General features: G+C 53.3%; 12 protein-coding genes. 7 read left to right on the forward strand and 5 right to left on the reverse strand.

Annotated elements, in window-relative coordinates; translation table 11 throughout:
• Window positions 1-89: 89 nt before the first annotated feature.
• The 7 genes from AC0L8G_RS17325 to AC0L8G_RS17355 all read left to right on the forward strand — a co-directional run bounded on the left by AC0L8G_RS17325 (window position 90) and on the right by AC0L8G_RS17355 (window position 9,886).
• On the forward strand, window positions 90-602 hold the full coding sequence (locus AC0L8G_RS17325; protein WP_473385407.1) for a hypothetical protein: 513 nt from the start codon (window positions 90-92) through the stop codon (window positions 600-602).
• Window positions 603-2,732 carry a type IV secretory system conjugative DNA transfer family protein gene (locus AC0L8G_RS17330; protein ID WP_473385408.1) on the forward strand — a complete coding sequence of 710 codons (2,130 nt, stop codon included), beginning with the start codon at window positions 603-605 and terminating at the stop codon, window positions 2,730-2,732.
• Window positions 2,733-2,875: 143 nt separating this feature from the next.
• Window positions 2,876-3,898, forward strand: a complete 1,023-nt coding sequence (locus AC0L8G_RS17335; RefSeq protein ID WP_473385409.1) for a replication-relaxation family protein — start codon at window positions 2,876-2,878, stop codon at window positions 3,896-3,898.
• Window positions 3,899-4,001: 103 nt separating this feature from the next.
• Window positions 4,002-5,570, forward strand: a complete 1,569-nt coding sequence (locus AC0L8G_RS17340; RefSeq protein ID WP_473385410.1) for a hypothetical protein — start codon at window positions 4,002-4,004, stop codon at window positions 5,568-5,570.
• A complete protein-coding gene (locus AC0L8G_RS17345; RefSeq protein ID WP_473385411.1) occupies window positions 5,524-7,773 on the forward strand; it encodes an ATP-dependent DNA helicase in 2,250 nt (749 codons plus the stop codon). The genes AC0L8G_RS17340 and AC0L8G_RS17345 overlap by 47 nt, the downstream gene beginning before the upstream one ends.
• Window positions 7,773-8,525: an endonuclease/exonuclease/phosphatase family protein gene (locus tag AC0L8G_RS17350; protein ID WP_473385412.1), complete on the forward strand. Its 753-nt coding sequence runs from the start codon at window positions 7,773-7,775 to the stop codon at window positions 8,523-8,525. Before AC0L8G_RS17345 ends, AC0L8G_RS17350 begins: the two co-directional genes overlap by 1 nt.
• A complete protein-coding gene (locus tag AC0L8G_RS17355) occupies window positions 8,525-9,886 on the forward strand; it encodes an exonuclease domain-containing protein (RefSeq protein ID WP_473385413.1) in 1,362 nt (453 codons plus the stop codon). Before AC0L8G_RS17350 ends, AC0L8G_RS17355 begins: the two co-directional genes overlap by 1 nt.
• A 104-nt stretch (window positions 9,887-9,990) precedes the next feature.
• Here the strand turns inward: AC0L8G_RS17355 and AC0L8G_RS17360 are convergent, their stop codons facing one another.
• From AC0L8G_RS17360 to AC0L8G_RS17380, 5 genes are all read right to left on the reverse strand, one after another.
• A complete protein-coding gene (locus AC0L8G_RS17360; RefSeq protein ID WP_473385414.1) occupies window positions 9,991-11,301 on the reverse strand; it encodes an Hsp70 family protein in 1,311 nt (436 codons plus the stop codon).
• Window positions 11,294-12,481 carry a hypothetical protein gene (locus AC0L8G_RS17365; protein ID WP_473385415.1) on the reverse strand — a complete coding sequence of 396 codons (1,188 nt, stop codon included), beginning with the start codon at window positions 12,479-12,481 and terminating at the stop codon, window positions 11,294-11,296. The genes AC0L8G_RS17360 and AC0L8G_RS17365 overlap by 8 nt, the downstream gene beginning before the upstream one ends.
• Entirely contained in the window at window positions 12,450-13,268 is an 819-nt protein-coding gene (locus AC0L8G_RS17370; RefSeq protein WP_473385416.1) for a helicase-related protein, read from the reverse strand. The genes AC0L8G_RS17365 and AC0L8G_RS17370 overlap by 32 nt, the downstream gene beginning before the upstream one ends.
• Entirely contained in the window at window positions 13,210-14,052 is an 843-nt protein-coding gene (locus AC0L8G_RS17375; protein ID WP_473385417.1) for an SNF2-related protein, read from the reverse strand. The genes AC0L8G_RS17370 and AC0L8G_RS17375 overlap by 59 nt, the downstream gene beginning before the upstream one ends.
• Before the next feature lie 620 nt (window positions 14,053-14,672).
• Entirely contained in the window at window positions 14,673-15,026 is a 354-nt protein-coding gene (locus AC0L8G_RS17380; RefSeq protein WP_473385418.1) for a DUF3768 domain-containing protein, read from the reverse strand.
• Between the last annotated feature and the right edge of the window lie 43 nt (window positions 15,027-15,069).

Consider the following 15,069-nt stretch of genomic DNA (forward strand, 5'->3'; position numbering starts at 1 on the left):
CATTCAGATTGGGTGAAATGACTTGCCCCAGGCCCCGCCGTGCGCTTTCATTACCAATACAGGTCAAGAACAGAAGCAAGGGGAGCGCCATGGAACTGTTGTTCAAAAGGGAACAGACTGCCGGCAAAATGAGCCGGGTAGCGTTTAAGCTTTGGGCGAAGATTGAACTCAACGATGATGAACAAGCGCTGGTCAAGCGGTACAAATTTGATGAGTCGGTCTTGCTCTATGAAGATACGCCGAACCTGATCCGTAATTCCGGCCTGCTCGGTCTCGGGGCCGTTATAATCGTCTACATCGTCTTTGACTCTTTCTTGCCCGGATCAATCGCTTCGATCTTGGCGCTTCTGGCGTTCGGCGGCGTCGGCTATTGGTGGTATCACGACAAGCGCGAAACGATTTTCGTACGCGACCTCATGCATGGTCGTTATTCAACTTGTCACTCCATCATTGATCTTTCGAAGAAGGAAGCGCAACTGACCTCCATCGTCGAAATCCTCCGGCAGATTATGGAAAGCGCCAAAAATTGGGACGGCACTGAGCGTCATACAATTGAGGCGCTCCCCAAGGAAGAAGCCCGGCGTCTCGTCGCGAGCCTATAGGTGGCGTTCCAACTTGCCGCACGGATGCACGCTTTCGTCCACGGCCTGTTTCGGTCGACCGATGAGATCGAAGCCCAAACGCTTTTTGACGATGTCGCGGCGATGTTCGACGAGCAGGATCTGCGCGTCGAAGGCGGGCGCGAAGCCCTCATCCGCCGCTTGACGGAAGATGTCGCTGGCGAATTCAACATCGCCATCGGCAGCTCTCAATTTAGGCCTGTTGAAAAGCTCATCACACGCTTGTTCGACTATGAGAACCTCTTTGCTTTGCCAGAGATCAATTGGCGTGATCGGCGCAGCACCTCCCAATGGTGGGAAATCCGCGAAGCCTTAAACGTCCAGAAGCAAACCATCGCCGGCTTCGACGCCAATATCGACTTAATCCGCGCGGCGCTCACCGAACTCGTCCGTCCGATCGTCAACGCCGCGCCAGCGCTCGCGGCACCCTCTTTGGCCAAAGACGCCCTCACCGTCCAAACCCCGCTTCTACACAGTCTCGGCGCGCCGCGCGACGTCATTCACGAAATTATGACGATCGCTTTCGCCAAGGATTTGAAAGAGGCTGGCCTGTTCACGCGGCTCAATGCGCAACTCGAGCGCAACCTTATCACCGCGTCAGGCGGCAATCCCGCCGATCCACGCGGGTTTTCGCGCGCCACCGTCACGCCCCAGAAATCATCCATCAAAAACCCGGTTGAATTGGCTGAGACCTATTTGGCGGCAACGCCCCTCCTCGACTTTCTCGACCAGACCCTCGACTTCGTCATTCCAACCGAAGCACGTTTCGAACACACACATATCGTTGCCGGGTCGGGTCACGGTAAAACCCAGACATTGCAATATCTCATCTGTCGCGACCTGCCCGCCGTTGCGAAAGGCGAGCGCTCTATTATCGTCATCGACAGCCAGGGCGATCTTATCAAGAACATCGCCCATCTCGCCGAATTCGCACCCGGCGGGCCATTGCACGACCGCGTTGTGCTGATTGATCCAAGCGATGTCGAATGGCCTGTCTCGCTCAATCTGTTCGATGTCGGCATTGAACGATTGCAAGGCTATGCACCGCTTGAACGCGAACGCCTGACAAATTCGATCCTAGAACTTTATGACTTCGTTCTTGGATCGCTTCTCTCCGCCGAGATGACGCAGAAGCAGAACGTCATTTTCCGCTATGTGACGCGGTTGATGCTGTATATCCCGGACGCGACTATTCACACGCTGCGCGAGTTGATGGAGCCGAATAGTCACATCAAATTTGCACCGCAAATCGCCAAACTCTCCGGCACCGCGCGGCAATTCTTCGAGACTGAGTTCAAAGACAAAGAATTTACTGCAACCCGCAAACAAGTCCTCCGCCGCCTTTGGGGCATTCTCGAAAACCAAACCTTTGAGCGCATGTTTTCCCATCCACGCTCAAAGCTCGATCTCTTCGCTGAGATGAACACTGGCAAGGTAGTTTTGATCAATACCGCGAAGGACCTTCTCAAAGAACAAGGCTCGCAAATCTTCGGGCGGTTCTTCATCGCCCTCATCGCACAGGCCGCCCAGGAGCGGGCGACCTTACCGGAAGGCAAGCGCAAACCAACCTTTGTCTATATTGACGAAGCCGCCGATTATTTTGATCGTAATATCAGCGTCATCCTCGCCCAGGCCCGAAAATACAAAGTCGGCATGATCTTGGCGCACCAATATTTGGGCCAGCTCGATCCGAAACTCCAAGACGCCTTCGCCGCCAACACCGCGATCAAACTGGCGGGCGGCGTTTCCGCGAAAGACGCCCGCGCCCTTGCGCCGATGCTCCATTGCGATCCCGACTTGATAGAGCGCTTGCCAAAAGGCGCGTTCGCAACCGCTATCCGCGGGACCACTAATGGTGCTGTTCCACTAACCTTCTCATTTGGCCATCTTGAGCAGAAGGACCAAATGGACGAGACCGACTGGGCTGTGCTCCAGGACGCGACACGGACGAAATACGCTGTTCACCACACTGAACTAGATCAAGACACCGCCTCAGATGAGATCCACTCAAACGGAAACGTCACTGAAACACCCGATCAGAATAAAGCGCGCCCAAAACCGGGGGCCAAGGGTCCCGACGACATCTCTATTGAGCCCGGCGACAAGTGGTGAGATTTTTTTTCGCACATAGCTGATCATAGGAAACGCTCCTGCCCATAGCGCCTTACGCGGCACGGTTACATCGGCGCGAATTCAGTATTTACTCCTGCCATCGCTAAAACAGAGGAGCGGCAGGGCAACGCACTGCAGGAGTGATGCGTCGTTTGCCTGTCGACCAGCAAATGACATCCATGCACGAGCATTCATCGACAACAATCAACACCACGCGCGACGGTCGTGGACGTCGCAAACGTCTAACACCTCAGTCGACGGGAAAACGCGTGACGCTGCTGCCGCGTGATTGGGCGTGGTTGAAACTGATCCATAGGCATGGGGCCCTCGCCTCGTCATTTCTACTTAAGGCGACCAAACACAGCCACGCGAGCGAAAAGCGCGCCAAAGAACGGCTCACGGATCTCTTCAATGAAGACAATACGCCTCATGGCGGCGCGTATCTGACGCGGCCGCCGCAGCAGTTTTTGACGCTCGACAGTCGCTACAATCAACTCGTCTATGATCTCACCCCAGCCGGGGAGCGAGCCCTCAAAGCCACTAGACAATGGCGCGAGAAAAACACATCTAGTGGCGGGCCATGGCTACACCAATTCATGGTGAGTTCAATTACGGCATCGATCCAATTGGCGGTCGACGCACGCGACGATCTTCAGTTTATTTCGCAAGCCGATATTTTGGACCGCGCAAAGGCTGATTTGTCCTGCCCGGTAACGATTGTCGATCCAGTAGCAAAGCGGCAGATGACCAAAGATCTGAACCCCGACGCTCTATTCGGACTGGAATACAAAACACCCGAAGGAAGCCGATATCGGTTTTTTGCGGTCGAAGCGGACCGCGCTACCGAACCGCTCATATCAAAGAATTTCAATCGCAAGAGCGCGCTCCAAAACCTTTTACAGTACCGCGCTTACATCGCTGACGGCGCGTATAAGGAGCATCTAAAATTATCCACACCGCTGTTGGGGCTGAACGTTTCAAGCGACTTGGCCCGCACCGAGCGCATGCTCAAGCTGGTCAGCGAGCAAAGCCCAGATGGAAATCCTTATATGCTATTTCAAACCTGGGAGGAGTTCGGCACACCATTCCGGCCGCCGCGGCCAAACCCGAACTTAATCAAAGGAGATTGGCGTCGTGGTCGGGAGACAGAAATCAGTCTCCTTTGATTTCAATCCTCCAATTCTGTCAATAACAGCATACCGTAAAGGAACATACAAAACTCTAGGCAAGGACTGGAACCCCGTTTAAAGTCTTGTCGGGGAGAAAAATATGACGCTTCAATTCCCAGCTCGTCACATATCTGTTCGGGTCCCTTGGCACGACCAAGCGTGGAACGGATCGGTTTGTCGCAACCCAAAACAGAATACCGCTTGCTGCAAGCTTCTCAATATTGCTGAAAGCAAGAACGTGGCGCTTGAGGAAACTCTTGCCGGCAAATCTATGCGTGAACTGGCGCAAGACGAGCTTCCACCATGTGTCAAAGAACGCGGAAGCTTCATGGCGAGTTTTCCAATTGAGGTGCTTCGTGAGCATCCATACGCGCGCAATAACTCTGAAACTCACGCGCATTTCCGGCCGACGCCGCTAAAGCACCCAGCCTATGCAACGGCTGCGCTTCCGTTTCGTTGGATGATGCGCCCCGTTGTTTTTGGCGACGCTAGGGCGAAAGAACCCGGTCTCGTCAACCAGTATCCGCTTGAAAATGTGGACCTCGCATTCGAACCCGATCTGAAATTCGAGTCCTACTGGGTTCAAGATAAACGCAATCACCAAGCGTTGCTCGAGTGTTTCTGGCGGCATGTTAGTGTCGAAGAGTCTTTAGTGTTCTACTATGCCAAGCAGGTGCCGCTCGTCGAAGACACTGGCCGGAGAGTTTTGATCGGCGCTGGGCGCATCTTAAAGATCGGTGGCCTTACAGAGTACGCCTACGACGGATCGCCAGAAGGAAAATTGCGCAGTCTCATTTGGGAGCGCATGGTTACACACTCCATTCGTCCTGACTTCAGCGATGGATTCCTGCTGCCATACCAAGAAGCTATTCTGAAAAGCGCCGAGGGCCGCGCTTTTGATCCGCAGGACGTTGTCGCCTTCGCGCCAGAGGACCGCTTTCAAGAATTTTCATTCGCAACCGAGCATGTAAGTGACGACACAGCGATCAGCGCCCTAAGCGCTTGTCGGGCGGCGCTGGATCGCGCAAGCGACCATTTCAACCATCCTATAGAGCGTCAGGCCAAATGGATCGATCAACAGCTCGATCGGCTTTGGAAAAAGCGCGGCGCGTTTCCGGGCATCGGCGCTGTATTGCGGGCGACAGGTATAGATCTTGGTCACTTCGTTGCGCAAGCGCTCTATGACGACGTGGGAGAAGACGGCAATCCTTGGGAAGCGTGGGAGGTGGCGCTGAATGATCCGGCCGCCAAGCTTGGGCCTGTCTTGGCGCGTCAACTTGACTGCACGGTCGCAAAATCCTGGCTACGGATGCCGCCCGAGCGACGCCGGTTCCTTGAGCTTCTCAGTCGGATGGACCTTTCGCCTGAACAGGCAAACCTACTTGCCGTGCCTGAAGAACGAGCTGAAGCTGGCATTGAGCTCGGCGATGCCGCATTTGTCGAAAACCCCTACCTCTTTTATGAAACGACACGGCATCTAAGGACGCCGCTCAGTGTTGATGGCGTTGATCGCGGAGTTTTTCCGACTGCGTTCATTCGGAAAAATCACCCACTTTCTGCGCCCACAATTGTTAACACGCCGAGCGATGGTCGTCGCCTTCGCGCTTTAACAATCCGCGAGCTTGAAATGGCAGCAGAATCAAGGCGACACATTGCGCCGCCAAGCTGAGATTATTACCGCCCTACGCACACGCACTGATGAAACAGAAGGAGCGAACGTTACCGCCGACACATTTGCCGTTGCAGAAGACGAACGTTTTAGCGGTGAAATCAGCATCGTGGAAATGGCGAACGGCGAGAGTGCTTATCAACTGGTAAGGTTGGCGAGCGCAGGCGAAAAAATACGTCAAACGGTGCAAAAGCGTGCAACCGGTAAGCGTTTCGACGACTTTGAAATCGACTGGCGCGCCGAACTCGACAAGCACTTGCCAGTCTTGCCGGTAGAACGAGAGGAGCGTGATCGCGAAATACGAGCCCGCGACGAAAAAGCCGCCGCGTTGTCGGAAATCGCGGCAGCGCGGATCAGCGTTCTCATCGGTTCGGCCGGAACCGGCAAAACAACACTGCTATCAGTATTGTGTCAGCGCCCTGAAATCCATGACGGCCACATCGTCATGCTAGCGCCGACTGGCAAGGCGCGCGTGCGTATGGAAGACATCGCTCGAAAATCTGGCGTTTCCAACTTCAGCGCGCAAACGCTCGCTCAATTCCTACTACCAACCAAACACTTCGACCCGCATTTGCAACGCTACGTGCTCACTGGCGAGACCGGGAAAAAATGCGCGCGCACGGTGATCGTCGATGAATGCTCTATGCTCACGGAAGAGATGCTTGCAGCGCTCATTGAAGCATTGAGCGGCGTACATCGTCTAATATTGGTTGGCGATCCCTGGCAATTACCACCCATCGGGGCAGGTCGCCCTTTCGCAGACATTATCACCGAGTTGCAACCGAATGATATCGAGGCCCGGTTTCCAAGAGTCGCAGCAAATTATGCCGAACTGACCATCCCACGCCGGCAGAACGCCGGCGAACGAGAAGATTTGCAACTCGCGGCCTGGTTTGGCGGTGGAGCAATCAGCCCCGGCGACGATCGTGTTTTTGAGATTTTGTCTGGCCAACGGCAAAGCGAGACTATCGAATTTATTCGCTGGGAAAGTCCGGACGAGCTCGAACGCCTTCTGCCGGAGGCGCTTGCTCGCAATTTACAGTTTGACCCGTTACTCGAGGATTGGCAGGCCTTCGCATGTAGTCTTGGCGGAGCACTTAAGGGCGGCTACGCGTATTTCAATTGGAACCGATCTGGCAAGCATGCGGAGGATTGGCAAATCCTAACACCCGTTCGCCAAAAGCCGTGGGGCGTGGATCAGGTTAACCAACTTCTTCATAATCGCTTCAAATCAACTCAATTGGAGTTCGCGCGTAAGAACGTTCCGCCTTGGCAGCGGAAAATTCCACGTCCCTTTGGCGATGCACAAATCATTTATGGCGACAAAGTTATTAATCATCAAAACCAGAAGGTCAGAAAGAACCGCGTTTACCCGAGACCGGAAAGCGACGCCTATCTCGCAAATGGAGAAATCGGTATTGTCATCGGACAATTGCGCGCCGGAAAATTCAAAGGCGTCCCCAAACATCTGAACGTTGAATTCTCAACGCAAATTGGTTCGTCCATTACATTTTATGAGCCCAAGGGCGACGATAACGATTTCAGCCTCGACCTCGCCTACGCTTTGACCGTTCATAAAGCGCAAGGCAGCGAGTTCGGCACCGTCTTTCTAATTCTGCCGCGTTCGCCTTTGATGCTGACGCGCGAGCTCATCTACACAGCGCTCACGCGACAGAAAGATAAGGTCGTGATCCTGCATCAGGGTTCTGCAGTCGACATACAGAGTTTAAGCGCGGAATGGCACTCAGCGCGTGCAACGCGCCTCACCAACCTCTTCAAAGCTCCTTCCCAGGTTGAGATAGCCGGCCAGTTCCTTGAAGAGCGCTTGATCCATCGGACAACCCGCGGCGATGCGGTACGATCCAAATCCGAAGTAATCATAGCCAATCTCCTGCATGCCGCTGGCGTCGATTATCACTACGAATATCCTTTGGAACTAAGCGGGGTTGTTAAGTATCCCGATTTCACGATCGAAGATGACGACACAGGGAGCACCTACTATTGGGAACATTGCGGCCTGATGCATGACCCCGAATATCTACGGCGCTGGGAAGAAAAACGCACTTGGTATGAGACGCAGGGCATAATTGATCACGCGCAAGGTGGCGGACCGTCCGGATCGCTCATCGTCACATATGATGACGAAAAAGGCGGGATCGATTCGGCTTCGATCTCACAAATGATTTCTAAGTTTCAACTCTGATGGCCAATGCTGGCCTCACAATAGTCAATTGGAATATCGCTTGGCGAAGCGCAAATGGCGGACACGGTGAAGAAATTCTAAACCGGATTAACGCGTGCACACCCGATATTGTCTGTTTCACCGAGTCGAACACTTCGTTTGAGCTTCCCGGTTTCACAAGCATCGACGCTCAATCTGACTACGGTTACCCCATCACAGCTGGGCGGCGCAAAGTTCGCTTGCTGAACCGGATGGAGCTCTCGGAAATCGATCAAATCGGTGATCCATTCCTGCCGCCTGGTCGATTTGTCGCCGCAAACGCGGAATCGTACATCGGTACCATTAGGCTTATCGGTGTGTGTATTCCGTGGATGAGCGCACATGTGTCGACGGGTCGGCGCGATAGTCATGTTTGGGAAGAACATCTGAAATATTTGGCGGGATTGCAGAGGGTCTTAAAACGCGTTGATGGGCCAGCGATCCTGCTTGGCGACTTCAATCAAACCATACCGCGTAAACGCGCACCAATAAACGCCTATGAGGCATTGATGGATGCGTTGGGAGAAAAATTTAGAATAGTGACCAGCGGCCCAATTGAAGGTTCGTCCGCTCCCACGATCGACCATGTCGCAATTACTTCTGATTTTAAAGTTTCACACCTTCACGCAATCCCAAACATGACAGATGATGACCGAGTGCTTAGCGATCATTTCGGCATCGCGATCTCTTTAGCGCAGAAGTCTCCCGAGACTCCAACCATCGGTGTTTCTTAATGGATTTGATATTCTACGATACCGAAACGACCGGGCTGGATCCATTTTTTGATCAGATTCTGCAATTTGCAGCAATCAAGACCGACGCCGACTTCAACGAAATTGACCGGTTCAATTTTCGTTGTCGCTTGTTGCTGCATATCGTACCGCACCCTAAAGCGATGCTAGTCACTGGCGTCACCGCCGAGATGCTAACCGACCGTTCGCTGCCCAGCCATTATGAAATGATGACATCCATTCGCGCCAAACTCGAAGAATGGGGAACGGCAATCTATATCGGATACAACTCCCTAAACTACGACGAGGCGATGTTACGCTCCGCCTTCTATCAAACGCTGCACCCAACCTATCTTACCAATACCAACGGCAATGGACGCACCGACGCCCTGCGTCTCATGCAGGCGGCGAGCGTGTTCGCGCCTGATACGCTGAACATTCCGCAAATTGATGACAAGCCAAGTTTTAAACTCGAAAACCTCGCTCCGGAAAATGGCTTTGCGCACGCCAATGCTCATGATGCTCTCGTCGACGTTGAAGCGACCATCTTCATGACCAAGAAAATCGCCCATGTCGTCCCTGATCTTTGGCGACGCCTGCGCGCCGCGGCGCACAAGCGCACCGTCCAGACTTTCATAACCACCGGTGAAGCGTTTCTGTTCACCGATTTTCGTTACAATAAAGGCAGTTATTATCCGGTCGCCTGGATTGGCGATCATCCGCAACGTTCCAGCCTCGCATTCGCTGCTGTGCTTGATGACTATTTTGATCAGATTGTCCTTATGACACCCGAGCAGCTCGAAAAGGAGGTTCTCAAGTCGCCCCGCCCCATCCGAAGAATTAAAACCAACGCCTCACCGCTCCTGACTAGTTTCGACAAACTCGCCGCCTATCCACAATTTAACTCCCTCGATGCCGACGCTGTACGACAGCGGGCGACCTACCTTCAGAGCGATGTCGCGCTGCGCGACCGGTTGATTGCGGCAATGTTGGAGGTTGAGGTTGATTATGAAGACGATCCAGAAGCGCAAATCGAAGAGCGCATCTATGAGGGCTTCTATTCCAAAAGTGACGAGCACCGCATCAATAAGTTTCATGCCGTGCCTTGGGCCGACCGCGCAGAAATTGCTAATGCTTTTGATGATACGCGATTGAAGGCTTTGGCGAGACGCCTCATTTATGAGGTTGATGCAAAATATTTGGCGGAAGGCGATCGCAGAGAACTAGAGCAAGCTATTTTGCGCCGTTTTCAATCTCAAGAAATCGAACCGGGCTGGCTGACGCCTAAAGCGGGATTGTCCGCGCTTGATGCGTTGGCGACTGATGCTGGCGCGGCCGACACCGCCATCTCTCCTAGCGCCTGAACGCCTGAAGTGATCACAATTGAGCCGTTGCCACCGCTATCGAGAAGCATTTTTCGAGTTTTCTTTGATAAAGCCACCCATCGGGGTTGATCGATGATTCCCTGTCAACATAGGTCCTTGCTGTCCATATAACTGTCTAAATCTGTCGCACCGCGCGGCTTGGGGAGATCATAATCCGGCAGCTCGCTTGGCAATCGAATCTCAGGTCCAGTGCCATGTTGGATGGAGAGCCCATAGGCGATCGCGAAGCGACGAAAATCACACTCGTGATTGCCTAACAGATCATTCGGCGTGGGAACGGTGCGCAAGGCATAGGGCGGGATTCCGGCGTTACCATGATTGAAAGCCTTGTAGGTCGCCGCAAGGTGCTCGCAATACTGTTTATCACTCGAACCGTACCCGCCGAGGAAAACTGGCAAGGGCTCAAGCTTGTCATCTGGAATGAGGTGGGCGGGCTGGATGCTCTTTACATCCCGCCTTCCGCGAGGATGTCTCCAGTTGCTCCACTTGTCCTTCTCTTTTGCGCCTTGAATGACGTGGCTCACCAGACGCTGCAGTGCGATCCAGAATTCAGGTGTATCGCGGCGATGCGCCATACCCAGAGACTCAACTTTACCTGAATAGAATTTGATCTCAGGTTCGCCTTGTTCCTTCTCGAAATTGAAGGAGACGCCATCGACCGTGCCGCCTCCGATATCGAAATAAAGATACAGCCCCGGTGAGGCTTCCCGCGAAATCACAAAGGACTGCACCGCCGCCGCGATCTCTGGAATCGCATGGAAGTCAGTTGCATAATTTTCGGCGAGCGCCGCGTCGCTGCGATAGCTCGCGACCGCGTCAAGCTTGGAAGTCGGAATGCGGCTGTTAAGATTCCAGCTCCAAGCGACACGAAGAACTTCTTCGAACACGCCAAGCGCCGTCGTATCGTACCATTCGACCGGCACGCCCACATTCGCCGACCACTGATCGTCACGCCCCACAAAGCGATCCGCCTCATTTCGTTTCAAACAATCCTGAGCCTCTCGCAGCACGTTAGCGAGGAACCACGCCGACAGTGCTTTGCACTCTTCGGGATTGGTGCCTTCTGACTCCGTACGACCCGCCAACTGCATTTTGAGATAACGATGGGTGTGCGCCATAGGACATGCAGCGTCATGATGCTCCATCGATAGGCGACCCGAGCCATCCTCACGTACGACAGAAGGGATAATTCCGGATCCATCCAGCCGAGCAATGCCTGAAATTTCTTCACTCAAATCGCGAAAACAGACCTTGGTATAGCTGGTTCCAAAATCGATTCCGAGGTTGATACGAAGTACTTCACGCAGTGCGTCGCTATTTGTCTTCGCTGCGGGCGCAGTCAGTTTCTGACTGCGCAGTTTTTCGAGCAGTTTGCTGAAGAGCTTGCTAACCATTGCGCGCCTCCACTCGAATCACACCCATAGCCAGCGTTGCCGCTGATGGTTCAATCGTGCGGTTTCTTTGGATGCGCGCGAACTTCTCATCTCTGTAGCTCTCTTCGTTCTCCAACTGTTTCCGGTTCATCGGGATGAGGTTCGGTCGGCCAGCAGCCTGCGCCCGTTCGATGCGCCCCTTAAAATCGGCAATCCGCCGCTCGGCATATTTGCGGGTGCTGGTTTCCTGTTGAGCACATCGCACCGCATTCTCCGTCTCGAACGCCTCGCGCCGCTCATCAAAGCGATTGAAGAGTTCGTTTTCGCAGTGCTCTGCGATAAGGGCGAGGTTATCAATATTTCCGAGCACGTTCGCCGCATTGGCTATCGCAGTGCCTGCACGCGAGGCGGCATAGACAAGCGCTTCGGCCTCCGCCCCTGAAATTAGCCCGTCATCACCCATGCGCATAGCAGTGAAGGCAAGCTCTGTTTCAGACTTAATCCCTTTCAGCGTCCACTTCTGAATGCAATAAACATAGTCTCCTGCAGCAAGTCCGGCGCTCTCCGCGCTCACTCGCACTGACGCCACCTGATAGATCTGCCGGGCGTCATGGCGATAGCGGTCCTTGATCCACTGGATAAGAGGATGCGATGGGTCTAGGAACTCATCTCCTAGCGGGACAGATTGTGTGCTACGCGGATCAAAAATGCAGGCGATCGGTTTGCCGGCCCTATGAAGATTGGTTCGAGTGGCCGGCTTTTTGCTGTCAATGAACTGCGCCAACTCCAGCTGCGCATCTCTGGATAACTGAATGTGCGCACTGTGCATTTCGGGATGCGCTTCAATTTTCGACCCGGCAAAATTCTTGGCAAAAAAGTCGTCGATAAACGACAATATTTCATTGCCGCTCAACCAGTGACCTCGCTCACGGCTTTGCGTGATATTCTCCAAAATATAGTCCGAAAACCCAATCAGATTAACGGCTTCTTCTTCCAACTCCTTACGTTGCTGTTGCGTATTCACGACCGCCAATTCGGCGTCCTTCGCGTTCCGCTCGCGCTCGGCATCGGTTAGATTCGGATTGAGCAGATCAGGCAGTATCTTCTCACTAATCTCTCCGAGTATGTCCTCCAAGTCCCCAATGCTCTCACGGAACACGTTGATGCGGTTATACAGCCGCTCCAGGATCTCGATCCTCAACAGTGTTTTCGACGTACAGGTTCACAATTGAAATCCGCGCAGACATCTGCCCGAGGCGGTCAAGTCGACCGATGCGTTGTTCTACTTTCATTGGATTCCATGGCAGATCATAATTCACGAGGTAGCGGCAGAATTGCAGATCTATTCCTTCGCTTCCGACTTCTGATGAAAGTAGAATTGAGGGGCCATTTGCAGCCTTGAACTGGGCTACAATCTCGTCTTTTCTGACATCGCTGTTTCCCATCATGACTACTGAGCTGATCCCGTCAGCATACAAGCGCCGATGCAGATACTTCAACGTGCCCCGGTAGAAGGCGAATACAACGAATCTTTCACTGGGGTTTTTGGCAAGCTCTTTTTTTAGAAAATCGCGCAGCGCTTCGTATTTGGTGTCGCCACGTTCTAGCGTCGCGATATTAAAGCTCTCTCCGAATGCAGTTTCGCTATCCTCCACATCGAGCGTTTCCTGATCGCCTCCTTGAAGACCAAGAAAGTCGAGATCGAGCTCGCCCAAGTCATCCCACAACAATTCGTCCGAGATGCCCTTTTCTTCCCAGCTTTCCAGCGCGCCGACAATTGAACTTGCCATTTGACGTTGGCGGGCGAGTAGCGAGAACAGATGGGCGCCTGACTGACCAAATGAGCGTTTTCGAATGCGATCCGTCACACGCGAATAGACCGCGCTTTCTTCCTCCGTGAACTGCAAGCGCAGCACAATCGGATGCCGCTCAACGCGGTTCTTCAGGACTTCCCGTTTTCGGCTTCGCGTCATGTATTGCGAGAGCAATGAACGGCTCTCTAAGTGGCGCAATACGTCGATCTCGATCTTGGTTCGAAACCTCCTGTGCCGCCACGACGCCAAGCAGTCGATCGAGCCCTTTGTCGTCCCGAAAATACTCTGTACTTTGAGCATTCGAGATTGCTTCAATCGCTTCCGCTTGTTGCGCTGGCTGCCGCCATAGAGCGCGCTGCGCGCGCACTATATGGCGATTGGCTTCAATCATACTTTCGAACACTTGCGTATCGTGAAACTCATCGGGATCGATGAGGCGCATTAGTTGAAATAGGTTGTTGTCCCTCAATTGTATTGGCGTCGCCGTCAGCATAACCAGGTGGCGTGTCGCATCCCTCAGAAGATGTGCGACACGGTTCCAGCTTGTCGACGGATTGCGCAGGTAGTGCGCCTCATCGATGATGACTTGGTCTAGAAGAGCAAAAGATGGGTTGGCCGGATGACGGTCTAAGAGTTGGGCCAACTTGGTGCGAGACGACCTATCTTCACTGTCCGCATAACCGGCAGGAGCTCCAATGGACTGAAGGCTCACGACATAGGCGAATGAATCTTCGCTTCGATCCTGAGCGATGTCCGAGAGCTTGCGGTGCAACTCGTGGACGTTGACCTGCTCGGCGCGGATATTGAACCGCTCTTTGAGATCGCCAATCCATTTTGCGCGTAGCATCGCAGGACAGACAATGAGCAAACGGCGTGCGTTGTAGCGCGCTTGGATTTCCTTCCAGATGTAGATCGCCTCGATCGTTTTCCCGAGACCGACCTCATCAGCGATTAGCATGCGCCCAACTGGGGATCTCGATAAACCGCAAGACCGGCTTGAATTGGTGGGGGTAGAAGTCTGTATTGCTAGACTCCATTGAGTAGAAAATGTTTGTGAGCTCACCATTAAGCTTCTCGAAGGTTAGCGCTCTTCGAAGATCGCTCGGGTTGCCGAAGCGACCGCCCTGAAAAAGCTCGAGCGGGTCTTGTGAGGCGACAACGCGCTCCAGTGTCAAAACGTCGTAGAATTTCTTCTCGGTGGGACTGAGCTCCACCTGCACCAATGTATTGGTTCCACTGGGTCTGACTTTTCCAGTCGTTCGCCCTTGGACGCCAGGGTTCTTCCGCAGCCTGACATTTTGACCGGGAATGGACGGGTCCCATTCCTTTTGTACAGATCCCATCTCTATACCCCAGCAGAGAAAATGACGAATAAATAAAAATATATGTACTATACCGAATCGGCAATAACTTTGTTCTTCATAAAACGCTAATTTAGGCGCATCGGTGTTGCGGATCGGCCCGCCGCGAGCGTCGACTAGGCCAGCATGTAATTGTTAGGTTCATAGCAAACGTTTCGATCGCTCTTGCCAGGCGAACAAATAAAAATCGCCCCCCTTTCTAGAGGGGCGATCCATCTCAATACTCGCTCGCGAGCATCACCGTCAGGACACGATGCGTGACGGATTCATCTGTCGGATCTGGCGAGTGCGCCGTAAGCGAAAGATCATAATAGTCGATCTTCCAGAAGAACTTTTCGCCTGCAATTTCCAGTGATCCGAAATCGTGCTCACGATAGGGATCATTGTCTTCTGAAAAGGCAGTGTAGGTTTGGACTGCAGCGATCACTTCAGTCATTGTGCCTTGCCCAAGCGCCTGCACGCCAGACGTGATCACGATTGATCCATTTCCAATAGCATTTTCTCGGAAGTTGTCGTTTAGCGCACGAATTTTTACTTTTTGCGCTTCGTCTTCTTTTTCATCATTTGTCATTGTTGGGCTCCTTTCGCCGGTTGAGTGCGCCCCCTTGAGTGCG

Source organism: Hyphococcus sp. D3-15 (assembly GCF_055809375.1).